The sequence below is a fragment of the Streptacidiphilus sp. EB103A genome (assembly GCF_041261405.1).
In the GTDB taxonomy this organism is placed as follows: domain Bacteria; phylum Actinomycetota; class Actinomycetes; order Streptomycetales; family Streptomycetaceae; genus Streptacidiphilus.
This window is the reverse complement of the sequence record NZ_JBGCAQ010000002.1, coordinates 318,128-342,738: the sequence shown is the minus strand read 5'-3', so window position 1 is coordinate 342,738 and position 24,611 is coordinate 318,128. Positions and strand designations below refer to the sequence as shown.

Here is a 24,611-nt window from a genome sequence, read left to right as displayed (position 1 = left end):
TGTCCGCGTGCAGCACGGTCCCGCAGGCCCTAAATCGGGAAGACAGCCCTTGCCGGACTCCATAAGGTTGCGATCATGACTGTCGAATCACAGAACCTCATATGGCGCCCGATGGCCGTGTCCGACGGCGCGGCGATGGCCGACCTCCTGAACGCGATCGACGCGGAGGACCACGTCTGGGGGCAGTACACCGCGGAGGACGCGGCCGAGGAGCTGGACTCACCGGTCGACGACCTCCCGACGTCCACTCTGGCGGTGTTCGACGGCGCGACGATGCTCGGCTTCTCGGCGGTCCACTACAAGCCGACAGCCGAGATCGTCCACCGGGTGCAGGCGGCCGGCGCCGTCCGCCCCACCCATCGTCGCCAGGGACTCGGGACGAAGCTCATGCAGCACGGGCTGGCGACCGCCGAGGCGCTGCACGCACTGCACCACCCCACGCTCCAACTGGTCGTCGAATCCATCTACGGCGAGCATGTTCACGGGGCCGTCGCCCTGTACCGTGCGGCAGGCATGACGGCGACGAAGTGGGGCCGGCACATGAAGCATCCGCTCGGCACCGCCATTCCGGACGCCCCTGTCCCCGACGGCCTGCGGATCGAGGGCTACACGGCCGAGACCGACGAGGAGTTCCGCGCGGTCCGCAACGAGGCCGTCCAGGACGACTTGAGCAGGTCGCAGCTCAGCGCCGAGGAGTGGAAGGTCTGGGCCGTGAACGCGAACTTCCGGCCCGAGTTGAGCTTTCTGCTCCGTGACGTCGAGACCGGGACGGTGGCCGGGGTCCTCCTGGTCGTCTCGTGGGAGGCGGACACGGTGGCGACCGGCATCCGTGACGCGTACGTCAGGGTCATCGCCACGCGGCCCGCGTACGAGGAGCGCGGCGTGACCGAAGCCCTGATCTCACACACGCTTCGGGCCGCGCAGGACCAGGGCTACGGACGGGCCAGCCTCAGGGTCGACGCCGATAGTTCGAGCAAAGAGTTCGGAGTCTACGAGAGTGCCGGGTTCGTCACCCAGGACACCCAGGTCCACTACTGCATCGAACTCTGACACACTCCACCCACAGCCCACTCGATCCTCAATGAACCGGTGTTCACCGAGTGGTCGGAGGCAAGACCGGCGCCACCCGGATCCAAGCGCACCGTGCCGGACGTGGCCGCGGTGGCCGACCTGAGCACCGGCTGAGCGATCTACGAGGCGGGCTCCTGGCAGGAGTTCGACGGCACCCGCGCTGCCGCGCACCTCAGCTGAACGAAGCCGGGCCGTAGCCCGTCCTCGCCGTGACTGCCCGCCGACCCCGTCGGCGGGCAGTCACGTTTCCGCAGCGAGCGCACCGCGCCGCCCTCGCGGGCGCCGGTGCCGCAGGCGTTAGCGCCGCGTCGGCGCGGCGTTAGCGGGGCGCAGCAGGGTGTGTCCCCAAGGAAGCCCGGGGACGGGGCGGCCTAACGACCTGTCAGGCACAGGAATCCCGGTGGAGTTTCGGGATCTACCCCATGGAGTGACCATGCAGGCAGCCCGCCGACGCATCGCCGCGTCAGGCCTGGCCCTCGCCCTCAGCGGCGCCGTTCTCGTCCTCGGCACCGGCGGCAGCGCCCACGCGGCCACCACCTGCTCGCAGGACTACCTCCCGCTGCCCGACCCGGTCTGCACCCCGGGAGCGCTCAACCCGAGCGTCACCCAGAGCACCATCGGCAGCACCATCTGCGTGTCCGGCTGGACCGCCACGGTGCGCCCGTCCTCCTCCTACACCACCGCGCTGAAGATCACTCAGATCGCCGAGTACGGCTACGCGGACACCACCACCGCCGACTACGAGGAGGACCACTTCATCCCCCTCGAACTGGGCGGCGCCCCGAAGGACCCCAAGAACCTGTGGCCCGAGCCGCACTCCGCCGCCAGCGGCGGCAGTTCCAGCGGGAAGGACTCGGTCGAGAACAAGCTCAAGAAGGCCGTGTGCGCCGGAACCGTCACCCTCGCCCAGGCCCGGAACGCGATAGCCACCGACTGGACCACCGCGCTGGCCGACCTCGGCCTCAGCTGACCAGCCGGCCCACGGCCGGCTTGCTGCCCCGAACCGCCCACCAGACCTGAGGAGTGACCATGTCGCACATCTCGTTCTAGACCTGACCCACCGTCACCGACTTTACGTCGCGCCGCCGTTCCCGGCGTGCGCAATTGCCCGGCCCGGCCCCCCTGCGGGCCGGGCACTCCCCCGCACCACCGACCCCTCCGAGACCCGTCCCGATCGAGGTGCTGCCGTGTGCCGACGATGCCCGCCCTCAGCCCGTGCGCACTACGGCTGCCCGCTCTGCGGCGGCTGGGGCGAGGTTCTCCAGCTCACCGACGGCCGGCTCGTGGCCGGTTCCGGTGGGCCCGGGTGCCGCCCCTGCCCGCACTGCGGGCCCCCGTCGAACCCCGGACTCCCCGCTGTGTCGGACTCACCCGCGCGGTCCGGCCGGTCCGGTCACGCATCGTCGGCGCCGTCGATCGCCTGCTGACCCCCGGGCGCGGTCCCGCCGTCCGGAGCGAGCAGGGCGTTGATGGCCTCGGCCTCGGGACGTCCGAGCGGGGCCAGCAGGTCCAGCGACTGCCGCAACGTCTCCGCTGCCTCGTCCGGTCGCCCCAGGTCCTTCTGGAACTGCCCGATCAGGTGCAGCGCCTGCGCCTCGTAGGCCGGGTTGCCGTACTCGCGGGCGAGCCTGACCGCCTCCCTGGCGCAGGCGATCGCCTCCTCCTTCCGGCCGAGCGCGTGCAGCGCGTCCGCCGTGGTGACCAGCGAGGCGAGATGCGTGTGCGAGGACGGCGCGTCCGCGGTCAGCGACCGTGCCTGCTCGGCGCGGTCGAGCGCCTCGCCGGGCCGGCCGAGCAGGTTGAGCACATGGCCGAGGTTGTTGAGGTTCTGGGCCTGCGCGGGGACGTCCCCCAGCTCCCGGGCCTCGCTCAGGGCCGCTTCCATGGTCTCCCTGGCCCGTTCCAGTGCGCCGGTCCCCATGTACCCGATGGCGAGCCGGAAGAGCGCCAGGTAGCGGGTGGCACGGCTGCCGGACTCCTGCGCCAGCTCCACCGCACGCTCCAAGTAGTGCAGTGCGGACGCATGGTCGCCGCGCTCGTCCAGGGCCATGCCGACGTCGGCGTGCAGCCGGGACCGGCCGGTCAGGTCGCCGTGGAACTCCGCGGCGCGCAGCCCGGCGAGGCTGGCGGCCACCCAGTCGTCCACATGCTCCGTACCGAAGTACAGCGGCATGCTGTTGCAAGCGAGTTGCCAGGCCTGTCGGGCCCGCGGCCCCTCCGCGGCGGCGGACACCAGCGCCCGCACCGCCGCCGCCTCGGTCCGGAACCAGATCGCCGAGGCCTCCGCGCCGGTCTCCTCGGCAGCGGGCTCGGCAGAGAGTTCGCGGGCCTCCGCGGTCTCCGGCCGGTAGAGGTGCTTCTGCGAGCTGACCCGCTCCGCGGCGGCGGCCGTCGCGGCGAGGTAGTGGTCGAGCAGCCGGCTCTGCACGCTGTCCCGCTCGGCGGCGCCCAGGCTCCGCTCCGCGAGCTGCACGGTGTAGAGCCGGACCAGGTCGTGGCGGGCGAAGCGCCCGGCTGTGGTCTCCTGCACGAGATGCGCCGACGCCAGCGCGGCCAGTGCCTGCCGGGCGTCGGACTGCGTCCCGCCGAGAAGGGCTGCCGCGGTCCGGCGGTCCACGTCGGGGCCGGCGTGGAGGCCGAGCAGTCGGAACAGCTCGGCGGCCGGTCCCGGCAGTGCGCGGTACGACAGTTGCAGGGCGGCCTCCACTCCGAGATCGGCGTCGTCGGTGGTGAGCGAGGCCAGCCGGGCCTGCTCGTCGGAGAGTTCTTCGACCAGGTCGGAGACCGTCCAGTTGGGATGCATCGCGAGCCGGGCCCCGGCCACCCGCAGCGCCAGCGGCAATCCGTCGCACAGACGGGCGAGTTCGCGGGTGGCCTCGGCCTCGGCGGCGACCCGGTCCCGGCCGACGGTGCCGGCCAGCAGGTCGCGCGACGCGTCCGGAGGCAGCGCCTCCACCCGCAGCACCGTCGCCCCCTGCCGGGCGACCAGACCTCCGAGCAGATTCCTGCTGGTCACCACGGCGGCGCAGCCGGCTCCCGAGGGAAGCAGCGGCAGCACGTCGGAGACCGCCCGCACATTGTCGAGGACCACGAGCACCCGCCGCTCGGCGAGCAGCGACCGGTAGAGGGCGACCCGCTGGTCCAGTCCCGACGGAATGTCGGCCTCGCGGGCGCCGAGGGCGTGCAGGAACCCGGTGAGCACGGAGGCGGTGGCCACCTGGGGGGCGGCGGAGAAGCCGCGCAGGTCCGCGAAGAGCTGGCCGTCGGGGAATCCCGGGGCGCTCCGGTGCGCCCAGCGCAGCGCGAGCGAGGTCTTGCCGACGCCCGCCGGTCCGACGACCAGGGCGAGGCCCGGATCCGCGGGACCGCCGACGCCGCAGACCGATTCGAGAGCACCGATCTCGGTGGTGCGCCCGACGAAACCCGCTCCCTCGCTGGGCAGTTGGGCCGGCGCCGACGGACGTCCCGGCGGGGGCGGCGGCGGACCGAGCAGCACGGTGCCGGCCGTGTCGAGGGAGCCGGCCGTGGAGACGGACGCCGTGGCCGGTTCGGCGCGCAGCACCGTCTCGTACGCGGCCCGGAGCGGGGCGCCGGGGTCCAGGCCGAGCTCGGTGCTGAGCAACTCGCGTGTGCGGTGGAAGAGTTCGATGGCGTCGCTCTGCCGGTCGGCCTGGTAGAGGCCGAGAACGAGCAACCGGACCAGCGGCTCGCGGAACGGGTCCTCCCGCACCGCCTGCTCCAGCGCGGTCACCGCCTCCTGCCCCCGGACCAGCCTCAACTTGCGTTCGGCCCAGGACTCCAGGGCGGATATTCGGGACCCCGCGAGCTGTGCGGCCACGCCGTGCCGTAGCGCGCTGCTGGACAGGTCGGCGAGCGGAGGACCCTGCCACAGGTCCAGGGCCCGGCCGAGCAGGTCTGCGGCGGCCTGGTCGTCCTCGGTTCCCGCAGCCTGCTCGCACAGGGACCGGAATGCGTGCAGATCCACGTCCGAGTCGGCGCCCAGCAGGGCGTAGCCGGGGTCCCGGGTCACCAGGGCGAGGCCGGGTGCGGTACCGGTCCCTTCCTCCGCCCCGGTCTCGGCCAGCAGCCGCCGGAGTGCGGACACGTGCCCCTGCAGCGCGGTGCGCGCCCGTGGCGGCGGCGCGCCGTCCCAGATCAGGTCGAGCAGCCGCTCGACGGGCACCACCCGGTTCAACTCCAGTGCGAGCACAGCCAGCACGGCGCGACGTTTGGGCGCGGCGATCGGCACCGTCGCGCCCTCACCGTCGGACAGTTCCACCGGACCCAGCAACCGCACCCGCATGATCACCTCTCGACCGCCCACCCGGCCCCGGTCCGGGCACCGATCGGCATGAGCAGACTAGCCAGGTCCGTGCCCGGTCGCAGCTGTGGGGCCGCTGTGTCAGTGCTGGCCGAACTGAACACGGGTCGGTTGCACGACGTCCGGTCGCAGTGCGATGCCGTCGACGACCACGTGCTCTCCGTAGATGTCGGTGACCCTGATCGCGCCGCCGCAGCCGCTGCCATGGGCGGAAAGGAAGTAGTTGTAGTCGGTGCGTGGCAGTTGAAGCCAGCCGCCGCCGGTCCGGACCTCCAGCTGCGCCACCGGGTTCCGGTGGCCGATCACCTGGATGCCGCACCAATAGCGACTGGACCCGGCCTTGTAGCGGATCGAGATGGTGCCGGATGTGCTGGGGCTCAGCAGACTCCAGGTGATGGGGATCCGACCACGCGAGAGGGGAGCGAGCTTGGCGAACGCCTGGGTGCTGAGGTCGAGTTGCCCGGGCGCGCAGGGCGCCGGGCACTCGTTGGTGATCCGTAGCGTAATGGAGGCGCCACCGGACGTGCGGACGAGCACATACGCACCGCATGCCTTGGACGACTCGTAGTCGGTGTAGTTCATCGCCGCGATCATGAGGTCGGCGCTCGGGCCGTACAGGCAGGCGCCGTCGCCGTTCCCGGCGTCATAGGCGGTGGCGACTCCCTGGTAGCCGACCCCGGGCCGAATCCGTCCGGCCAGCGGCGCTGCCGCCGAACCCGTCCGCACCGTGCCCGTGGCCGACGGCCGAGCCGCCGCAGTGGTCGCCGCCGGCTTCGCCCTCGGAGACGGGGACGCCGCTGACGTCTGCCGCTCTGACGCGGTCGACGGGACGACCACCGGCTCGGAGGCCACGGTTGTCACCGTGACCTGCCCGACAGCGGCCACCCGGGCGGGGCTTCCACCCATGACCAGGTAGGCGACGAGCCCGGCCGCCGCCACGGCAACGGCGGAGACGAGGGCGATGCGCCGCCGACGGCGGGAGATGGGTTCCACGAATGAGTCCTTACCTGTTTCGGGAGAACACGTGATCCGCGTGAGACTCCGGCGAAGAGAACTTCCCACACACCAGTGGTCGCCCGGCCCAGAAAGGTTGCCTCCGTTCCAGCACCAGCTTTCAAGGGCGGGTCCGCTCGGCCCACGTGGCCACGGGTGGACCGGCCAGTCCGAGCGCAGCCAGGAACGCGCCGAGCAGCAGCCACCCCGCCTGTCCCAGGCCGAGGCAGACGCTGGTGAGGATCACCGGGGCGAGGGCCTGCCCGGTGTCGAATCCGAGGCCGAGCAGCCCTTGGTACTGGCCCTGGGCGTGGTCGGGTGCCAGACCGAAGCCGAGCGAGAATCCGGCCGAGGACTGCCACACCTCGCCGAGGCTGTGCACAGCGACGGCGACGATCAGCAGAGCCGGAGCGACCCAGGCCGGAACGTCGGCAGTCAGTGCCACCAGCGGACAGCTGACCAGGAAGAACAGTCCGGCCCGCCGGAACGCCCTGCCGCCCTGGCTCGTCGTCTCCACCGCGGAGCCGATCCTGGTCTGGAACAGCACGCACACACCGGAGTTGACCGCATAGACGGCGGCCACGGTCCAGCGCGGCGCGTGTGTGTGGACGGAGATCCAGATCGGCAGGAGCAGGGAGACCGCCTGGTACTGCAGACCCATCGCGCCGTCGAGAGCGGCGAATACCACGAACGGCCGGTCGGCCAGGGCCTCCAGCCTGCGGCGCTTTGCCGGGACCGGTGGTGCCCGGTGCTCCGGGACGCGCAGGAGCAGCAGCGCACAGCCCAGGTAACTGGCGGCGTTGCCGACGATGAGCGCCGTGTAGGCGGCCCTGGTGTCGATCTGGACGGCGACACCGGCGCCGAGGGTCCCCAGGACGACCCCCAGGTTGACGAAGGTGCGCAGCCTTGCCCGGAACGCCGCAGGGCGCTCGCCCCCGACACGGGCGATGAGGGCGCCGCGCGCCGCGTTGTTCGCCGAGGCGGCCAACAGGTCCAGGGTGGCAACCAATGTGAACAGAGCCCAGGTGTGAACGAAGACGAACGCGATCATCGTCGCGGTCTGAACACCGAGCGTCGCCAGCATGACGCTGCGAGGTCCATGACGGTCCGCCAGGTGACCTGCCGGAACACCCGCCAGCAACCCGACCAGTCCCGCGATGGTCAGCCCCGCACCCACCTGGGTCGCGGGCAGGTGCACGACCAGTGTGAAATAGAGCACCGCAGCGGTGTTGAACAGCCCGTTGCCGACTCGGTTGACGAAGCTGGACAGAATCAACGCCCGCTGTGACGACCCCTCCTGCGGGAGCACAGCGGATATGCGCCGCACCGGTCCGCTTCCGATCATGCGCTGCACGCTAGCAACGGACATGCGCGATGGTGTCAGCGGTCCGGGGTGAGGAGGGGTTTGACGTCCAGGATCGGGGTCGCGTCGAGGGCTTCGAGATTGCGAACGTGGACGCGCGTGCCCGCTACGGCGAGGATGTGGACGGTGTGCAGGCCGATCGGGTTGGGCCGGTCGGGTGCGCGGGTGGCGAAGACTCCCGTACGCGGCCGGCTCGCATCGCCTCGCGGGTGGACGGTGAGCGTGTCGCGGTCGGCGCGGTCGAGCCAGGTGAGCAGGAGCACGTCCGTGCCCGGGGTCAGACCTTCCAGCGCCGCGGCGTAGCGGTCGTCGAAGACCAGCCAGGCGTCGGGGGCGCCCTCGTCGGGCTGTCGGGGTGCGGTCGCCCGGTCGGCCAGCGCCGACTCGACGCGCCCGATCGCGCGCAGCGGGTATTCGGTCAAGGGGATCGGGTCCTTTCCTGATCAGGCACAGGCATCGACTCTCCTGCGCAGAGCGTAGGCCGCGGCGCCGAGGACGAGCACCGCGCTCCCCCACAGCACCGAGCCCAGTGGCAGGGCGAAGGCCAGGACCAGGCAGCCGAACGCGCCGACAACGGGCACGATCCCGGCGGGGCGACCCTCCGCCGGGCTCAGGGTCCAGGCGGAGGCGTTGGCGATGGCGTAGTAGGCCAGCACGCCGAACGAGGAGAAGCCGATCGCGCCGCGGACGTCCGTGGTGGCGGCCAGGACGGCGACCACCGCGCCGACCGCGAGTTCGGCGCGGTGCGGTACCTGGAAACGGGGGTGGACGGCGGCGAGGCCGTACGGCAGGTGCCGGTCGCGGGCCATCGCCAGCGTGGTTCGTGAGACACCGAGGATCAGTGCCAGAAGCGAGCCGAGCGCCGCGAGGGCCGCTCCGACCCGCACCACCGGGGCCAGGCCGGGAACCCCGGCCGCCCGGACGGCATCGGTCAGCGGCGCCGTGCTGTGGGCGAGGTGGTCCGGGCCCAGCACTGCCAGGACCGCGACGGCGACAGCCGAGTACACGGCCAGGGTGATGCCGAGCGCGATCGGGATCGCGCGTGGGATGGTGCGCTTCGGGTCGCGGACCTCCTCGCCGAGGGTGGCGATCCGCGCGTAACCGGCGAAGGCGAAGAACAGCAGCCCGGCCGCACGGAGCACCCCGCCGAACGTGGCACCCGCCCCCACATCGAGATGCCCGGCCTCGGCGGTGCCTCCGGCCAGGCAGCCGGCGACCACCGCGGCCAGCACCGCCAGGACGACCGCGACGATCCCTCGCGTCAGCCATGCCGCCTTCTGCACACCGACGTAGTTCACGGCGGTCAGCGTCACCACCGAAGCCACCGCGACGGCGTGCGCCTGCCCGGGCCACGCATAGGAACCGACGGTCAGGGCCATCGCCGCGCAGGACGCGGTCTTGCCGACCACGAACCCCCAGCCCGCCAGGTAGCCCCAGAAGTCCCCGAGCCGCTCCCGCCCGTAGACATAGGTGCCTCCGGACTGCGGATAGCGGGCAGCCAGCCGGGCGGAGGAGGTGGCATTGCAGTACGCGACAACCGCGGCCAGCGTCAGCCCCGGCAGCAACCCGGACCCCGCCACCGCCGCAGCCGGCGCGAACGCGGCGAAGACCCCTGCGCCGATCATCGACCCCAGGCCGATCACCACGGCGTCGAACACGCCCAGGTGCCGCTTCAACTCCCCCGTCCCAGCGGCGCCGCCGACGTACTCATGGCGCGATCCTAGCCCGCGACCACACGCGGCCCGCGGACCCTGGCTCCGTGACGGACCACTTCCCCGGTCACCCGCGCCGGAGTCGGGCTTGCCGTCCGGACGACGGCTTCCTATTCTGGGTGAATGAACATTCATTCGGAGGTGCTGGGATGAGCTGGACCGCTGCGGACATTCCCGACCAGCACGGCCGGACGGCCGTCGTCACCGGTGCCAACGGGGGGCTCGGGCTGGTGACCGCCCGCGAGCTGGCCGCGAAGGGCGCGCATGTGGTGATGGCGGTGCGCAACCAGAAGAAGGCCGCCGCCGCGGTCGAGGAGATCCGCGCGAGTGTGCCCAAGGCCTCGCTGGAGCTGGTTGCGCTGGATCTCTCCTCGCAGGCTTCGGTGCGCCAGGCTGCGCAGGAGATCCTGGCCGCGCACCAGCGCCTCGACCTGCTGGTCAACAACGCCGGAGTGATGGCGATCGGCGAGGCCAGGACCGTCGACGGCTTCGAGATGCAGTTCGGCGTCGACCACCTGGGCCACTGGACGCTCACCGCGCTGCTGCTGCCCGCACTGCTGCGCACCTCCGGTTCCCGGATCGTGACCGTCACCAGCACGGCGCACCACATGGGCCGCGCCGTCGACGTGGCCGACCCGCACCTGAACGGCCGCTACGGGCCGTGGCGTGCCTACGGTCAGGCGAAGCTCGCCAACTTCCACTTCGGTCTGGGCCTGCAGCACGAGCTGGCGCGGGCCGGCGCGACCACGGCCAGTCTGATCGCGCACCCCGGCCTCTCCGACACCAACCTGCAGACGGTCAGCGTGGAGGGCTCCGGCGGGGGCGCGACGCAGCGGTTCGCACTGTCCATGACTCGCCGCACCGGCATGTCCGCCGACGACGGCGCACTCTCTCAACTGCGCGCCGGCACCGACCCCGCCGCGAAGGGCGGCGAGTTCTACGGCCCCCTGTTCGTCAACAACGGCGCACCGGTGCGCAAGCCCGTCCTCCGCAGGATCGGGATGGACCGGGCCGTCGCCAAGCTCTGGGAGGTGTCCGAGCGCGAGACCGGCATCGCGATCGACGTGCGCACCCCGACGGTCGCCTGATGGCGGCACCGACAGACCGCGCACCGACAGACCGGGCGGCGGCCGTGCGCAGCGCACTGCGCACGCTCGTCGCCCGCAACGGCTTCCACGGCGCCTCGATGAGCGCGGTGGCGCGCGAGGCGGGGGTGGCCACCGGGACCGCTTACACGCACTACGCGTCCAAGGACGAACTGGTGCTGGCCGCGTACTGCGAGACGAAGGCCGCACTCGGCGTCGCGGCCACCGCGGACCTGAACCACGACGCCGCGATCGACGAGCGGTTCCACACGCTGTGGCTGGCCTGCTACCACCACCTCCGGGCCGACCCGGAGCGCGCGCAGTTCCTCCTGCAGGTCGAGCACTCCCCCTACCGCTCCGCCGCCCACGAGGCGGCCCTCGCCGACGAGAACGACCCGCTGCTGGCCGAGGTGGCTCTGCCCGACTTCTCCGCACGGATCCTCCAGCTGCCCCTGGAGGTGCTCTACGAGCTCGCCCTCGGCCCGGCCATCCGGCTAGCGGCCGGCGAGGTCGAGCTGACGGAGACACAGCTCGACGACATCGCCGACGCCTGCTGGCGCGCGGTCAGCCGTCCGGACTGAGGACCGAGGATCGAGGCGCGGCATGCGTGCGTACGTGCGGGGTGGGCCGGGAAGCGGATGCCCGGCCCACCCCGCACCGGTGTGGTCAGCTGCTGCTGAAGGCCTGCAATTCCCACAGGGAGTAGCCGTACTGGGTGGCGCGTGCGGTGCCGTTCATCCGCAGATAGCGCCCGGAACCGGTGACATTCAACGTCTGCACGCCGCCGGTACCGGTCGTGGTGGAGTAGATCGTGGACCAGGTCGTCCCGTCATTGGAAGTCTGCAACTGGAACGCCGTCGCATACGCCGTCTCCCAGTTCAGAACCACCTGACAGATACTCTGAACCGAACCCAGATCCACCTGCAACCACTGCGGATCCGAGAACGCACTCGACCAACGCGTACCGGTATTACCGTCCACCGCATTCTGCGCCGGAGTACCCGCATTCTCCGCCGAGGACGCCGTCGCCGTCTTGTTCAACGCGACGTTCGTGGTCCCGCACGCACCCCCGCTCGTCGTTCCGGCGAAGGCCTGCAGTTCCCACAGGGAGTAGCCGTACTGGGTGGCGCGTGCGGTGCCGTTCATCCGCAGATAGCGCCCGGAACCAGTGACGTTCAACGTCTGCACGCCGCCGGTACCGGTCACGGTGGAGTAGATCGTGGACCAGGTCGTCCCGTCATTGGAAGTCTGCAACTGGAACGCCGTCGCATACGCCGTCTCCCAGTTCAGAACCACCTGACAGATACTCTGAACCGAACCCAGATCCACCTGCAACCACTGCGGATCCGAGAACGCACTCGACCAACGCGTACCGGTATTACCGTCCACCGCATTCTGCGCCGGAGTACCCGCATTCTCCGCCGAGGACGCCGTCGCCGTCTTGTTCAACGCGATGTTGGTCGTTCCGCACCCACCGCCGGCCGCGTTCACGACCCAGCTGAAGGCGGTCGATCCGACCGCGCCGGTGCTGTCGGTGGCGGTCACCGTCACGTTTGAGGTGCCTGCAGCGGTCGGGGTCCCGGAGATCAGGCCGGAGGTGGCGTTGATCGACAGCCCGGCGGGCAGTCCGGTGGCGGCGTAGGTCAGCGTCTGGCCTGACGCCGAGTCAGTCGCGTGCACCTGCACGCTCGCTGCCGTACCCACCGTCGTGCTCTGGCTGCCGGGGCTCGTCACCGTCACCGTGTTGGCGGTGCCGCCGCTGGGCAGCGTCCACTGCTGCTGGGCGGAGTCGGTGCAGGTCTCGATGTCGAGCCGGGAGGCGGTGTTGCCGCCCGGATCGGTCAGGCACAGCCCGGAACTCGGGTTCAGCAGCTCGCCGTTGGCCTGGTGGGTCCAGCCCTGGGCCGCGGTTCCGTTGCAGGGATACCAGTCGACGTTGGTGCCGCTGGTCGTCCCGGCGCTGACCACGTCCAGGCAGCCGCCCTGGACCCGGAAGGTGTTGTCGCTGTACGGCGACCACTGCTGGCCCGCGCTGCCGTCGCAGCCGCTCACGGTGATCGGGTTGCCCTCCGTGTTGAGGGAGTTCTGGTTGGCCAGGCAGAGGCTGTTGATCCCCTTGACCGCGCCGGTCGCGGTGGCAGTCCCGGTGGGGGTGGAGTTGCCGCCCTGCTCGTACACGGCCACGTATCCCACGCTCATGGCCGCGCCCGAGGTCGTCGCCGCCGTGGGGGTCGCGGAGCCGTTGACCCCGTCCGGGTAGTTGCCGCCCATCGCGAGGTCCCAGATGATGAAGAACCCGTGGTCGATGGCCTGCTGCCAGGCCGTGGTGCCCACCGACGCCTCGGTGACGGTACTCTCCACCGTGCCGTCCATCAGGAACTGCAGGGTCTCGGCGCTGGTGTTGGTCCGGTCGATGATGACCGAGTAGGTGTGGTAGCCGGTCTGGCAGGTGGAGCCCGCGCCGGGGCAGGCGATCAGCCCGTGTCCGGGGCTGTTGGCCGAGTCGTGGAGGGTCTGCGAGGCCTGGTTCAGGCCGTTGACGTCCTCCATCATGTCGATCTCGCCGGACTGGGGCCAGCCGCCGCCGGCCCGCATCGGGGATCCGAGGGCCCAGAACGCCGGCCAGTAGCCCAGGCCGTTGGCGGGATTGGGCTGCTGGATCGAGGCGGTCATCTCGAGTTTGCCGCCCGCCGGGGCCTGGAAGTCCTCGCGGGTGCTCTCCAGCCGTGCGGAGGTCCAGGTCCCACCGTTGTTGATGGCCTTCAGGACGAGGTGGCCGTTGCCGTCCAGGTAGGAGTTGGCGGTCGAGCTGGTGGTCTGCTCGCTCTCCCCCGTCCCGTAGCCGGTGCCGATGTCGTAGAACCAGTTGGCCGACGACGGGGCGGAACCGGCCGCCCCGGCGAAGTTGTCGCCGAACACGGTCGTCCAGCCCGACGGCGCCGGCGGCACGGTGTCCGCCTGCGCCGCCGGGGCGGCGACCATCGTGGTGGCGACGGCGCCGGAGAGGCATCCGGCGATGAGCGCCGCTGTGGCCAGGATCGAGCGTCCCCTCGCCGGCGTCCTGGACGCCTGCCTTCGAGGTTCGCTTCGGCGGCCGACTCTCCGGCCGATACGCGGTATGACGAACACGTTGCCTTCCCTTCAGCGCGGCTCGCGCCTTCCCGGTTCCAGCAGCGGGCATGGCGAAGCTGCGGCCGGGTGAAGCCGCAACACGCCCGCCCGTAGGGCCGGTTGGCGTTGTTCGTGCGGAAGAGAGCGCTCTCTCGCCAGCTGATTTCTACGGTGCATGCACATGCCTGTCAAGCGTTCGCACGCACAAGCCCGACAGAATCCGATCCACCGTCAGGGGTCCACCGCCCGACGGTCCGGCTAGTTTCTCCGGGTCCAGGTGGGTTCGGTGTCCTGCCAGTCCCGGTCCCAGTTCCGCAGGTCGACACGGTTCAGGCGGGAGCGGGCGAGTGAGGCGCCGACAGTCATCAGAACGCCGCCGCCGAGGAGGGACAGGCCACCGAGCAGGACCGCCCTGCCGACAGAGTCGGCCGCGCTCACGGGCGGAGCTGTCACCTGGTCGGCGCTGTCGAGCCACACGGTGACCCTGGCTCCGGCCACGGTGCCGGGATCGACAGCGGCGCGGGACTGGTGCGACGCGCCGGTCGGGCCGGTCCAGCGGATTTCGGCGGTGACGTTGGCGCCGTAACCCGCGTGGCTCTGATCGGCGTTGGTCAGCGCCACGGCCTGGGTCTGCCGCAGAGTGGCCGCGTGGCGGGCGGCGGCGGCCCGGTCGCTCCGGTAGAGGCCGAGGGCGAGCAGGGCCGAGAGGGCCGCGACGGCGATGAGGGCGAGCACGAGTAGGACCCGCAGTCGGCTGCGCAGGCTGTCGGTGCGTCGCCACAGCGGGTTGTGGCGACGGGCCAGTGTGACAGCCAGTCCTGATCGGCGGGGTGCTGGGTGGGACGGAACAGGTGCGGCTGCGGGCGTTGCCATCGGTCTCGCCTCCTCGGCTGCGGCTGGGGCCGCCGTGGGTTCCGGTGTGGGTTCCGGTGTGTTGTGACCAGTCTCGGCCGCCGACGGTGTGTCGGCGCAGGGTCGTGCGGGACCTTCCGGCAGGGCCGGTGGTCCCTGGCCCGCTGGCCGAGCAGCCGGGTGCGGCGGCGGAGTCAGTACAGCGCCTGGAAGTCCGGCGGCGGTTCCGTCCGGTGCGGGTGGTCCAGGCGCACGTCGACGTCCACGACTCCCTCTACGGCACGGGCGACCCGGGCCAGGACGGGGACCATCGCGGTGTCGTCCAGTACGCCGCCGATCACGGCCCTTCCGTCCTCGACGGTGACGGTGAGGCCGCCGATGTCCGTGTCCGGCATCGCCTGCGCCAGCTCCGCCAGCACGGATGCGCTCAGCTGCTCGTCGCTGACGAGGAACACCTTGAGCAGGTCGCCGCGGCTGACAATGCCCAGCAGCTGCTCGCGGCCGTCCACGACGGGCAGCCGGTGGACGTGGCGGCGGGCCATCAGCCGGGCCGCCTCGCTGAGCGTGGCATGCGGGCCGATCACCGCGACGGGGACGGTCATGATGTCGCCGGCGGTGGTGCCGCCCGCCTTCTCGATCTCCTCCAGGTGCAGCAGGACCTCGCGCCGGCTGGGCAGGCGGTCCCGGTATGCCTCCTTGGGCAGCAGATCGCCCTGGGAGACGATGCCGACGATCAGCCCGTTCCCGTCCACGACCGGGACGGCGCTGATACGGCGCCGGCTGAGCACCTCGGCCACGTCCTTGAAGGGGGTCTGGCGGGTCACCGTGACGGCGTCGGTCGTCATCACGTCGCGGACCTTGCGGGGGGTGGGCATGGCGTCTTCGCTCCTTCTGGGTCGGTGGGTCAGAGGTGGTGCGGGCGGCTCGGCACGGCGAGGTCGTCGATGTCCCAGCGCAGCGTGTCGGCGACATCGACGACGCCCTCGACGGCGCGGACGCGGTCCAGGAGGGCGCCGGCCTGGCTGCGCTTCGTGGTGTGGGCGTCGAGCAGGATCCGGCCGTGGTCGCAGTCCACCCGCAGGGTGGCGCGGTCGGTTCCGGCGTCCGCGGCGACGGCGAGGTAGAGGACCTCGGAGCGGATCTCGGCGTCGTCCCGGCGCACGGCGCCCAGCAGGTCGCAGAGGCAGACCATGCCGACCAGCCGGCGCCGGTCGTCGGTGACCGGCAGGTGGTGGACCCGGTGGCGGACGGCCAGCAGGGCGGCCTCGGCGGCGCTGGTGTCCGCGGTGACGGTCCAGGCGGGGGTGGTCATCAGCTCGCCGGCGGTGACCCCGGCGCCCCTGCGGCGCAGCGCGCGGACCCAGCGGGGCTCGAACCGCATGCCCTGGTGCGGCAGCACGGTCAGGGCGAGCTTGGCGAGCAGGTCCGAGGCGGCGACGATTCCCATCACCCGGCCCTCGGCGTCGACCACGGGCAGCAGGTCGTGGTGGTGGTCGCCCACCGCGGCGACCATGCCGGCGTGGTCGGTCCTGGGGTCGACCGTGACGACCCGGCGGGTCATCAGATCCCGGACCGGGGTGTGCCGGGGCAGTCCGTCCCAGGGGATGCGCGCGGTGGCGGGACGCGGCTGGCGGGCCGCCGCCCCGGTGCTGTCGTAGTGCCGTGTCGCTGCCATGGCCCTCTCCCGTTGTCCCTCGTCCTCGACTTCACGATGCGCGCGCCGGCGGGGTACGGCATGGGGCCGGACGGCCCCGATCGCGCGCCGGACGGCACCCGGCGGGGTGACGGCGTCACCGGCGACGCGGGCGCGGTACGGGCCGCGACATCGGGGGCTACCGGCAGGGGGGTAGGGCCGATCGGTCCCTGTGCCGTGGCGGCGGCCCGGCGGAGAGTGAGATGTGCCGGCACAGCCGCACGCCACGCCGCCCGTAAGCCACGCCACAGAGGAGTCCCACCATGGTCAGGACGCTGTCACAGCCCGCAGCCGCGGACGCGCTGCTCAGCGACGGGAGCACGGTCACCATCCGCCCGTTGGAGGCCGACGACCACGCTGCCGTGCTGGACCTGCACGCGAACCGGATGTCGCCGGGCAATCAGCGGATGCGCTTCTTCGCGATGAGCAGGCGCGCCCCGGAACTGTGTGCCGACCGCCTGTGCGCGCCCACCCGCGCCGGCTTCCTCGCGCTGGGCTGCTTCGTCGCGGCCGGGCTGGGCGAGGAGGAGTTGCTCGGGGTGGTCGAGTACGACGTGGACAGCCAACGGCCGATGGTCGCCGAGATCGCCGTGGCCGTGGCCGACAGCCGGCATCACCTCGGTGTGGGCACCCTGCTGATCGAGCACCTGGTGCACGCGGCACTCGACCGCGGCGTGCGGATCTTCGAGGCCGAGGCGCTGAGCGAGAACCGGGCGATGCTCCAGGTCTTCCACGATCTCGGCCTGCGCGTGGAACGCCACGTCGAGGGCCCCGAAGTACGCGTCGTCGTGCGCCTGGACGAGCGTGACGAGACCTATCTGGCCACCCTGGACGAGCGCGCCGCAGGCGCCGACGTCCTCAGCCTGGTCCCGCTGCTGCACCCGCGCTCGATCGCGGTGGTCGGCGTCTCCGAACGCGCCGGCTCGGTGGGGCACACCGTGCTGCTGAAGATCCGCGCGGGGCACTTCGAGGGACCGGTGTGGGCGGTGAACCCGCATGCCGCAACCATCGACGGCCTGCCGTGCCACCCCTCGGTGGCCGCGCTTCCCGGCGTCCCCGACCTCGCCGTCGTGGCCGTGCCCGCCGACCAGGTGCCCCAGGTGGCCGTGGACTGCGGACGCCTGGGCGTGCGCGCGCTGGTCGTGCTCACCTCCGGCCTGGACCGGCAGCAGTCCCGCAAGCTGCTCGACGCCTGCCGCCGGCACAGCATGCGCCTGGTCGGCCCCAACTGCCTCGGCATCGCCCAGACCGACCCCGCCGTACGGCTGGACGCCCAGTTCGGCGCGGTGGTGGCCGCCCCTGGCAGCGCCGGGGTCGCGGTGCAGTCCGGCGGGGTGGGCATCGCCCTGATGGAACGTCTGAACGCGCTCGGCATCGGCGTCTCCAGCTTCGTCTCGCTCGGCGACAAGTACGACGTCAGCGGAAACGACCTGCTCCAGTGGTGGGAGCACGACCGGCGCACCGAGCTGGCGATCCTGCACCTGGAGTCCTTCGGCAGCCCACGCGCCTTCGCCCGCACCGCCCGCCGGGTCACCCGCACCATTCCGGTGCTGACCGTCGACGCCGGGCGCTCGGCCGCCGGACGCCGGGGCGCCGCCTCGCACACCGCGGCCGCGGCCACCCCGACCGTGACCCGGCAGGCCCTGTTCGCCCAGGCCGGCATCACCGCCACCGCCGGGATCAGCGAACTCGTCGAGACCGCCGCCCTGTTGCACGCCCAGCCGCTGCCCGGCAGCACCGGGAAGGTCGCCGTGGTCTCCAACGCCGGCGGCATCGGCGTCCTGGCCGCGGACGCCTGCTCCGAGTCCGGACTGGTCCTGCCGGAGCTGCCCGCCGAGCTGGCCCGCAAGCTGCTCGCCGTGCTGCCCCAGGGGTCCAGTGCCGCGAACCCGGTGGACACCACCGCGGCCGTCAGCCCCGAGGCCCTGGCCACCGCCGTCGCCCTGCTGGCCGACAGCGGCGCGGTGGACGCGGTGCTGCTGTGCCTGGCCCCGACCGCCCTGGGCACCGACCCGGTGCGAGAGCTGCTGAGCACCCCGGCCCGGCGCACCCGTCCGATCGCGGTGGTCCGGCTGGACCAGCGGGCCCCGGTCGACTACCTGACCACCCAGGACGGCGGCAGGCTCCCCTGCTACGCCGACCCGCAGTCGGCAGCCCGCGCCCTGGCGCACGCCACCGACCGGGCCCGCTGGCTCGCCCAGCCCTCCGCCGACGTCCCCCGGCCCGAGGGAATCGACCGCAAGGCGGCCGTGGCGGTCGTGGACAGCTTCCTCTCCGAGCATCCCGAAGGAGGCTGGCTCGACCCCGTGGCCACCGCCCGGCTGCTGGACTGCTACGGCCTCCCGCTGGTCCCCAGCGCCTGGGCGACCGATCTGCACGACACCGTCGAGGCGGCCGGCACCCTGGCGCCGCTGGGGCACGAGCACCGCGTGGTCCTCAAGGCCTACTGGCCCGGCCAGGTCCACAAGAGCGACGTGGGCGCGGTCCGCACCAACCTGCACGGCCGCGAGGCCGTCCGGGACGCCTACCGCGGCTTCGTCCGCGACTTCGGCGACCGGCTGGCCGGCGTGGTGGTCCAGCCGCAGGCCTCCCCCGGCACGGAGCTGTTCGCCGGGATGGTCCAGGACCAGGTCTTCGGCCCGCTGGTGCTGTTCGGCATGGGCGGCACCGCCGTGGACCTGCTGGACGACCGCGCGGCCCGGCTCGCCCCGCTCACCACCACCGACATCCGCACCCTGCTCACCAGCCCGCACGGGGCGCCGCTGCTGTTCGGCTACCGCGGCGCCCCGCCGGCCGACCTGGATGCCCTGGAGGACCTCCTGTCCCGGCTCAGCGCGCTGGCATCCGACCTGCCGCAGCTCACCGACGTCGACCTCAACCCGGTGATCGCCTCCAAGTCCGGCATCGCCTGCGTCGACGCCCGGCTGCGGCTGGAACCCCGCCCCGCCCCCGACCCCTACCTGCGCAGGCTCCGCCGTCTGCCCGACGCCCACGAGGAGTGAACCGCCATGCGACACCGCACCGTTCAGGACGTGATGACCCATCAGGTGGTCACCGCGCACCGTGACACCCCGTTCAAGGCCGTGGCGGCCCTGCTGGCCCGCAACGACGTCAGCGCCGTCCCCGTGGTCGACACGCAGCAGCGACCGATCGGGATCATCTCCGAGGCCGACCTGCTGCGCAAGGAGTCCGCGCAACCGGACCCCGAGGGCCGCGCGACCGGCGTGTGGATGCGGCCGCGTGACCGGAAACGGGCCGAGGCCGAGACCGCCGAGGGCCTGATGACCACCACGGTCTTCGCCGCCCGGCCCGAGTGGAGCCTGGTGGAGGCGGCCCGGATGATGGACCGTCACCACATCAAGCGCCTGCCGGTGATCGACGCGGCCGGGGTACTGGCCGGCATCGTCAGCCGCGGCGATCTCATCCGGGTCTTCCTGCGCCCCGACGGCGCCATCCGTCAGGAGATCGTCCACGAGGTGCTGGAGCAGACCCTGCTCATCGCGCCCGCCGACGTCCAGGTCGAGGTCAGGGACGGGGTGGTGACCCTGCGCGGAACCCTCGAACGGCAGACCCTGGTGCCCGTCGCGGTCCGGCTGTGCCGGGGTGTCGACGGCGTGGTCGCCGTGCACGACCAGCTCCGCTACACCTTCGACGACCGCAGGATCGACCTCGGCCCGGACCGGGTCCACGGCGTCGTCCACCCCCCGCACCACCACTGAGCAGCAGCGTCCGCGCAGTCCCAGCAGCAGGAGGAAGCCATGACCCGCTATGTGTCCGACTTCGCCGAGGGCGACCGCCACCAGGCGGACCGGCTCGGCGGCAAGGGCGCCAACCTCGCCGAGATGACCCGGATGGGGCTCCCCGTCCCGCCGGGTTTCACGGTCAGCACCCGCGCCTGCCGCTACTACCTGGTCACCGGCCAGGAGCCGGAGGGCCTGGCCGAGGAGATCGCCGGCCACCTCGCCGCCCTGGAGCAGCGGATGGGCCGCCGCCTGGGCGACCCGGACGACCCGCTGCTGCTGTCGGTGCGCTCGGGCGGGCGCTTCTCGATGCCCGGGATGATGGACACCATCCTCGACCTGGGTCTGAACGACGACACCGTGCAGGGCCTGGGAAAGGCCACCGGCCAGGAGCGCACAGCCTGGGACTCCTACCGGCGGCTGGTGCAGATGTACGGCAGCACCGTGCTCGGCGTGGACGGCGCGCTCTTCGACGCCGCCCTGGACCTGGCCCGCGCCGAGGCGGGCGCCGCCACCGACCTGGAGCTGGGGACGGACGACCTGCGCCGGCTCACCGCCGCGTTCCACGCCATCGTGCGCGAGAACACCGGCCGCGACTTCCCGCAGGACCCGGCCGAGCAGCTCGCCGGGGCGGTGCGGGCGGTGTTCGAGTCCTGGCGCGGGGAGCGGGCCAGGATCTACCGTCGACGCGAGGGCATCCCGGACGACCTGGGCACCGCCGTCAACGTGCAGGCCATGGTCTTCGGCAACCTCGGCCCCGACTCCGGCACCGGCGTGGCCTTCACCCGCGACCCCGCCACCGGACGGCGCGGCGCGGCGCCTACGGGGACTACCTGTCCGACGCGCAGGGCGAGGACGTGGTCGCGGGCATCCGCAACACCGTCGCGCTCCAGGAACTGGCGACCCTGTCGCCCCGTTGCCACCGCGAACTGATGGGCCATCTGCGCACCCTGGAGTTCCTGCCCGACCGTACCGAGCTGTCGGTACGCCTGGCCACCCAACGCGCCGAGGGCCGCGCCGTGGACCCGCACGACGAACGGCTGCTGGAGGCGGTGAACCGGATGCACGAGGAGAACCCGATGCTGGGCCTGCGCGGGGTGCGCCTGGCCCTGGTCGTGCCGGGCCTGGTCGCCATGCAGGTCCGCGCGGTGGCCGAGGCGGTGCTCGCCAGGCGGCGGGCGGGCGGCGACCCGCGCGCGGAGATCATGGTGCCGCTGGTGGACACCGTCCAGGAGCTGCGCCTGGTGCGCACCGAGATCGAGCGGGTGCTGGCCGAGGTCGGAAACGGGATGGAACTGCCGATCGGCACGATGATCGAGCTGCCCCGGGCCGCGCTGACCGCGGGCCGGATCGCCGAGGCCGCCGAGTTCTTCTCCTTCGGGACCAACGACCTCACCCAGACCACCTGGGGCTTCTCCCGCGACGACGTGGAGGCCGCGTTCTTCACCCGCTACATGGAACAGGGCGTCTTCCGGGTCTCCCCGTTCGAGACCCTGGACCAGGAGGGCGTCGGCCGACTCGTCGAGATCGCCGTGCGCGAGGGCCGGGCCTCCCGTCCGGGCCTGCAGACCGGGGTGTGCGGCGAGCACGGCGGCGACCCCGCCTCGGTGCACTTCTTCCACCGGACCGGCCTGGACTACGTCTCCTGCTCGCCCTACCGCATCCCGGTCGCCCGGCTGGAGGCCGGACGCGCCGCCATCGGGGCCGAGCCGCCGGCCTGACCAGCACGCAGCGGCAGCGAGAACCAGACCGCCTTGCCGTCCCCGGTGGGCAGCGTGCCCCAGGACGCGGCCAGGCAGTCGACCAGGGCCAGTCCGCGGCCCGACTCCTCCTCCGGGCTCGCGGACCTGGCGCGGGGCAGCACAGGGCTGCCGTCGCACACTTCGACGCTCAGTTCGTCCCCCGTCTGTCGCAGCCGCAGCCGCAGCGGGCCGCAGGCGTGCCGGACCGCGTTGGACAGCAGCTCCGAGGCCAGCAGGCAGGCGGTGTCGCTGAGTTCCTCGCAGTCCCATTCCCTCAGGGTGTTGCGCAGGAACCGCCGTCCCGCGCCGACGCTGACCGGCTCAGCGGTCAGCGTCGCCGACACGGCGGTGACCGGCGCCTGCGGGATCCGGGCCAGCAGCAGGGTCACGTCGTCGGCGTAGTCCTCCGGGTCGGGCAGCAGTGCTGCCAGTACGGAGTCCGCCGCGGCCTCCAGCCCGCCGGTGTCCGCCACCGCCTTCTCCAGGGCGATGCTGAGCGCGTCGATCTGCAGTTCGATGTCGCTGACGGGTGTCTCCACCAGTCCGTCGGTGTAGAGGGCCAGGACCGATCCTGGTTGCACCGGCAGCCTGGTCTCCTGGTGCGGCACCTCGCCCACGCCCAGGGGGACGCTGACCGGCACGGGCAGCCTGCGCACACGGCTGTCCGGGTCGACGAGCAGAACCGGTAGATGCCCGGCCGAGCACACCGTCAGCTGGCCCTCGTCGGGGTCGAGGACCAGATAGCAGCAGGTCACCAGCTGGTCGGGGAGTTCGCTGACCACCGCGTCCAGGGCCCGCATCAGCTGCCAGGGCGGCATACCGGTCTTGGCCAGGGCATGCGAGGCCGAGCGCAGCTGCCCCATCACGGCGGCTGCCTCCAGGCCGCGGCCCATCACGTCGCCGATCAGGATCCCGACCCGGCCGCCACCCAGGGCGATCAGGTCGAACCAGTCGCCGCCCACTCCGGCGCCCTGACGGGCCGGGAAGTAGCGGCTGGAGGTGTCCATCCCGGGCAGCGGGGGCGGGGAGCCCATCAGGCTCCGCTGCAGGGTCAGCGCGACGTGCCGCTGCTGCTCGTAGAGCTCGGCCAGCTGGTCCTCGGTCCGCTTGCGCGCGCTGACGTCCCGGATGGCGGCGGAGACCAGGGTGCCGTCGGGGGTCTCCAACGGGCTGAGGCTGATCTCCACCGGGAACTCCGCGCCGTCCTTGCGCAGCCCGTACAGCTCCAGGCCCGCGCCCATCGGGCGGACCCGGCGGTTGTCGACGTAACCGTGCCGGTGAGCGGGGTGATGCTGGTGGAACCGCGCCGGCACCAGCACCTCCACCCGCCGCCCGAGCAGCTCCTCCCGGTCGTAGCCGAACAGCGTCTCGGTCTGGGCGTTGACGAGCTGGATGACACCGGCGTCGTCCACGATCACCATGGCGTCGGGGGCGGCTTCCAGAAGTCCGCGGAAGCGCTCCTCGGCGGCCTTGCGCTCGCTGACGTCGCGGACGGCGGCCGAGATCAGCAGCCCGTCCGGGGTCTCCAGCGGGCTGAGGCTGATCTCCACCGGGAACTCCGCGCCGTCCTTGCGCAGCCCGTACAGCTCCAGGCCCGCGCCCATCGGGCGGACCTGCTGGTTCACCGAGTAGCCGAACCGGTGGCCGGGGTGCTGGGCGCGGAAGCGGTGCGGCACCAGGATCTCGATCGGCCTGCCGAGCAGTTCGTGCCGGGGGTAGCCGAACAGGGCCTCGGTCTGGGCGTTGACCAGCCGGATCACCCCGCTGTCGTCCACGATCACCATGGCGTCGGGAGCTGCCTCCAGCAGAGCTCTGAAGGGCTCCTCGGTAGTGGTCGCCATGGTGCTGCCGCCTTGTGGTCGCCCGACTCTGCGTGCAGGACATCCCAGCACGAACCGGACCGGCCTTCGTCGGTTTGTCCCCAACCTGCCTGGGACCGACCGTTTGCGATCAGCGGCGCACAGCGGACGACCAGGGCGGGATCAGCCGACCGGGACCACCGCGACCGGACACCTCGCGTGCTGGACCACGGCCTGGCTCACCGATCCGAGACGGCCCACTGGGCCGTCCGGGGTACCGCGACGGCCGACGACCAGCAGCTGCCGGCTCCCGGAGACGGCCACCAGGCGCTTCGCCGGTCCGGAGCGGACGATGTCCTCCGCCACCGGCACGCCGGGGTACTTCTCCCGCCACCCGGCCAGGAGCTCGGCGACCAGCCGGGCCTCCTCCGCCTCCACATGGCCGAGCTCGTAGACCGGCGGAGCCGGGTGCCCGGACAGCCTGATCAGCGGGTAGCTCCAGGCGTGCACAGCCGTCAGCGGAAGCTGTCGTCGCTGGGCGGTCTCGAAGGCGAAGGCCAGCACCTCGTCGTCGGCCTGGCGGCCGTCCAGTCCGACGGCGACCCCGGCGCCGGGCTCCGGGGCGTTCCCCGGCACCACCACCACCGGGCAGGCGGCATGCGCGGCCAGGTGGAGACTGGTCGAACCGATCAGCAGTGCGGGGAACCCGCCGCGCCCGCGCGAGCCGAGGACGAGCAGCTGGGCCTCGGCGCTGAGGGCGGTGAGCGCCTCGCGCGGGGGCACCTCGACGGCGCCGCTGGTGATCCGCAGCTCCGGGTGCCGGTCCGCCGCCCGACGGACCAGGGCGTCGAGCATCTGCGCGCCGCTCTGCCGGGCCTGGTCGGCGTCCTCGGGTCCGGGCCCCTCGGGCTCCCCCTGCCGGGCGTGGACCAGGTGCAGCCGGGCGCCTCGGAGGTCGGCCTCGTCGGCGGCCCAGTCGACAGCGGCCCCGGTACTCGCCGCGTCATCGGCTCCGACGATCACTGGGTGCGACATGACCGACTCCTTTCGTCTGTGAAGGACCGACGCCGAAGAACCGACGCCGACGGTGTGCCGACGCCGGGACCTGGCCCGTACCGATCGTGGAACG

General features: G+C 72.3%; 17 protein-coding genes and 1 pseudogene. 7 read left to right on the top strand and 11 right to left on the bottom strand.

Translation table 11 applies throughout. From position 1 onward, the window contains the following. Positions 1–75: 75 nt before the first annotated feature. Both ABH941_RS04465 and ABH941_RS04460 read left to right on the top strand, forming a co-directional pair. Positions 76–1,050 carry a GNAT family N-acetyltransferase gene (locus ABH941_RS04465; RefSeq protein WP_370127231.1) on the top strand — a complete coding sequence of 325 codons (975 nt, stop codon included), beginning with the start codon at positions 76–78 and terminating at the stop codon, positions 1,048–1,050. A 454-nt stretch (positions 1,051–1,504) separates the two neighbouring features. Continuing rightward, positions 1,505–2,041, top strand: a complete 537-nt coding sequence (locus tag ABH941_RS04460) for a hypothetical protein (protein ID WP_370127230.1) — start codon at positions 1,505–1,507, stop codon at positions 2,039–2,041. A gap of 423 nt (positions 2,042–2,464) precedes the next feature. Here the strand turns inward: ABH941_RS04460 and ABH941_RS04455 are convergent, their stop codons facing one another. The 5 genes from ABH941_RS04455 to ABH941_RS04435 all read right to left on the bottom strand — a co-directional run bounded on the left by ABH941_RS04455 (position 2,465) and on the right by ABH941_RS04435 (position 9,424). Further along, entirely contained in the window at positions 2,465–5,374 is a 2,910-nt protein-coding gene (locus tag ABH941_RS04455; RefSeq protein ID WP_370127229.1) for a BTAD domain-containing putative transcriptional regulator, read from the bottom strand. 99 nt (positions 5,375–5,473) lie between these two features. Next, complete coding sequence (locus tag ABH941_RS04450; RefSeq protein ID WP_370127228.1) at positions 5,474–6,385, bottom strand: expansin EXLX1 family cellulose-binding protein; 912 nt, start codon at positions 6,383–6,385, stop codon at positions 5,474–5,476. Between the two features lie 121 nt (positions 6,386–6,506). Then, positions 6,507–7,730 carry an MFS transporter gene (locus ABH941_RS04445; protein WP_370127227.1) on the bottom strand — a complete coding sequence of 408 codons (1,224 nt, stop codon included), beginning with the start codon at positions 7,728–7,730 and terminating at the stop codon, positions 6,507–6,509. A gap of 35 nt (positions 7,731–7,765) precedes the next feature. Beyond that, on the bottom strand, positions 7,766–8,170 hold the full coding sequence (tsaA, locus tag ABH941_RS04440) for a tRNA (N6-threonylcarbamoyladenosine(37)-N6)-methyltransferase TrmO (protein ID WP_370127226.1): 405 nt from the start codon (positions 8,168–8,170) through the stop codon (positions 7,766–7,768). Positions 8,171–8,191: 21 nt separating this feature from the next. Continuing rightward, positions 8,192–9,424 carry an APC family permease gene (locus ABH941_RS04435; protein WP_370127225.1) on the bottom strand — a complete coding sequence of 411 codons (1,233 nt, stop codon included), beginning with the start codon at positions 9,422–9,424 and terminating at the stop codon, positions 8,192–8,194. Between the two features lie 185 nt (positions 9,425–9,609). On the opposite strand from ABH941_RS04435, the gene ABH941_RS04430 reads away from it, so the two are divergent. Together ABH941_RS04430 and ABH941_RS04425 are read left to right on the top strand one after the other, a co-directional pair. Then, complete coding sequence (locus tag ABH941_RS04430) at positions 9,610–10,548, top strand: oxidoreductase (protein WP_370127224.1); 939 nt, start codon at positions 9,610–9,612, stop codon at positions 10,546–10,548. Next, positions 10,548–11,126: a TetR/AcrR family transcriptional regulator gene (locus ABH941_RS04425; RefSeq protein ID WP_370127223.1), complete on the top strand. Its 579-nt coding sequence runs from the start codon at positions 10,548–10,550 to the stop codon at positions 11,124–11,126. The genes ABH941_RS04430 and ABH941_RS04425 overlap by 1 nt, the downstream gene beginning before the upstream one ends. Before the next feature lie 85 nt (positions 11,127–11,211). Here ABH941_RS04425 and ABH941_RS04420 read toward each other — a convergent pair whose 3' ends face one another. The 4 genes from ABH941_RS04420 to ABH941_RS04405 all read right to left on the bottom strand — a co-directional run bounded on the left by ABH941_RS04420 (position 11,212) and on the right by ABH941_RS04405 (position 16,183). Next, entirely contained in the window at positions 11,212–13,674 is a 2,463-nt protein-coding gene (locus tag ABH941_RS04420) for a discoidin domain-containing protein (protein WP_370127221.1), read from the bottom strand. 240 nt (positions 13,675–13,914) lie between these two features. Continuing rightward, positions 13,915–14,529 (bottom strand): hypothetical protein, encoded by a 615-nt coding sequence (locus ABH941_RS04415; protein WP_370127219.1) that lies wholly within the window; start codon positions 14,527–14,529, stop codon positions 13,915–13,917. 173 nt (positions 14,530–14,702) lie between these two features. After that, entirely contained in the window at positions 14,703–15,383 is a 681-nt protein-coding gene (locus tag ABH941_RS04410; protein WP_370127218.1) for a CBS domain-containing protein, read from the bottom strand. 29 nt (positions 15,384–15,412) lie between these two features. After that, the gene (locus ABH941_RS04405) at positions 15,413–16,183 is read right to left on the bottom strand and encodes a CBS domain-containing protein (RefSeq protein ID WP_370127216.1); all 771 of its coding nucleotides are present in this window, start codon (positions 16,181–16,183) and stop codon (positions 15,413–15,415) included. Between the two features lie 281 nt (positions 16,184–16,464). On the opposite strand from ABH941_RS04405, the gene ABH941_RS04400 reads away from it, so the two are divergent. The 3 genes and pseudogenes from ABH941_RS04400 to ABH941_RS04390 all read left to right on the top strand — a co-directional run bounded on the left by ABH941_RS04400 (position 16,465) and on the right by ABH941_RS04390 (position 21,662). Further along, the gene (locus ABH941_RS04400) at positions 16,465–19,203 is read left to right on the top strand and encodes a GNAT family N-acetyltransferase (RefSeq protein WP_370127215.1); all 2,739 of its coding nucleotides are present in this window, start codon (positions 16,465–16,467) and stop codon (positions 19,201–19,203) included. A gap of 6 nt (positions 19,204–19,209) precedes the next feature. Then, the gene (locus tag ABH941_RS04395; RefSeq protein WP_370127214.1) at positions 19,210–19,920 is read left to right on the top strand and encodes a CBS domain-containing protein; all 711 of its coding nucleotides are present in this window, start codon (positions 19,210–19,212) and stop codon (positions 19,918–19,920) included. 39 nt (positions 19,921–19,959) lie between these two features. Then, a pseudogene (locus ABH941_RS04390) lies at positions 19,960–21,662 on the top strand (putative PEP-binding protein). Here ABH941_RS04390 and ABH941_RS04385 read toward each other — a convergent pair. Next, entirely contained in the window at positions 21,596–23,524 is a 1,929-nt protein-coding gene (locus tag ABH941_RS04385; protein ID WP_370127213.1) for a PAS domain S-box protein, read from the bottom strand. The pseudogene ABH941_RS04390 and the gene ABH941_RS04385 overlap by 67 nt on opposite strands. 141 nt (positions 23,525–23,665) lie before the next feature. Beyond that, entirely contained in the window at positions 23,666–24,517 is an 852-nt protein-coding gene (locus ABH941_RS04380) for a universal stress protein (protein ID WP_370127212.1), read from the bottom strand. Positions 24,518–24,611 lie beyond the last annotated feature (94 nt).

Bases quoted from the DNA above. Each gene is read 5' to 3' on its own strand.
- ABH941_RS04465 (WP_370127231.1), top strand. From the start codon at position 76: ATGACTGTCGAATCACAGAACCTCATATGGCGCCCGATGGCCGTGTCC.
- ABH941_RS04460 (WP_370127230.1), top strand. From the start codon at position 1,505: ATGCAGGCAGCCCGCCGACGCATCGCCGCGTCAGGCCTGGCCCTCGCC.
- ABH941_RS04455 (WP_370127229.1), bottom strand. From the start codon at position 5,374: ATGCGGGTGCGGTTGCTGGGTCCGGTGGAACTGTCCGACGGTGAGGGC.
- ABH941_RS04445 (WP_370127227.1), bottom strand. From the start codon at position 7,730: ATGATCGGAAGCGGACCGGTGCGGCGCATATCCGCTGTGCTCCCGCAG.
- ABH941_RS04430 (WP_370127224.1), top strand. From the start codon at position 9,610: ATGAGCTGGACCGCTGCGGACATTCCCGACCAGCACGGCCGGACGGCC.
- ABH941_RS04425 (WP_370127223.1), top strand. From the start codon at position 10,548: ATGGCGGCACCGACAGACCGCGCACCGACAGACCGGGCGGCGGCCGTG.
- ABH941_RS04415 (WP_370127219.1), bottom strand. From the start codon at position 14,529: ATGGCAACGCCCGCAGCCGCACCTGTTCCGTCCCACCCAGCACCCCGC.
- ABH941_RS04410 (WP_370127218.1), bottom strand. From the start codon at position 15,383: ATGCCCACCCCCCGCAAGGTCCGCGACGTGATGACGACCGACGCCGTC.
- ABH941_RS04405 (WP_370127216.1), bottom strand. From the start codon at position 16,183: ATGGCAGCGACACGGCACTACGACAGCACCGGGGCGGCGGCCCGCCAG.
- ABH941_RS04400 (WP_370127215.1), top strand. From the start codon at position 16,465: ATGGTCAGGACGCTGTCACAGCCCGCAGCCGCGGACGCGCTGCTCAGC.
- ABH941_RS04395 (WP_370127214.1), top strand. From the start codon at position 19,210: ATGCGACACCGCACCGTTCAGGACGTGATGACCCATCAGGTGGTCACC.
- ABH941_RS04385 (WP_370127213.1), bottom strand. From the start codon at position 23,524: ATGGCGACCACTACCGAGGAGCCCTTCAGAGCTCTGCTGGAGGCAGCT.
- ABH941_RS04380 (WP_370127212.1), bottom strand. From the start codon at position 24,517: ATGTCGCACCCAGTGATCGTCGGAGCCGATGACGCGGCGAGTACCGGG.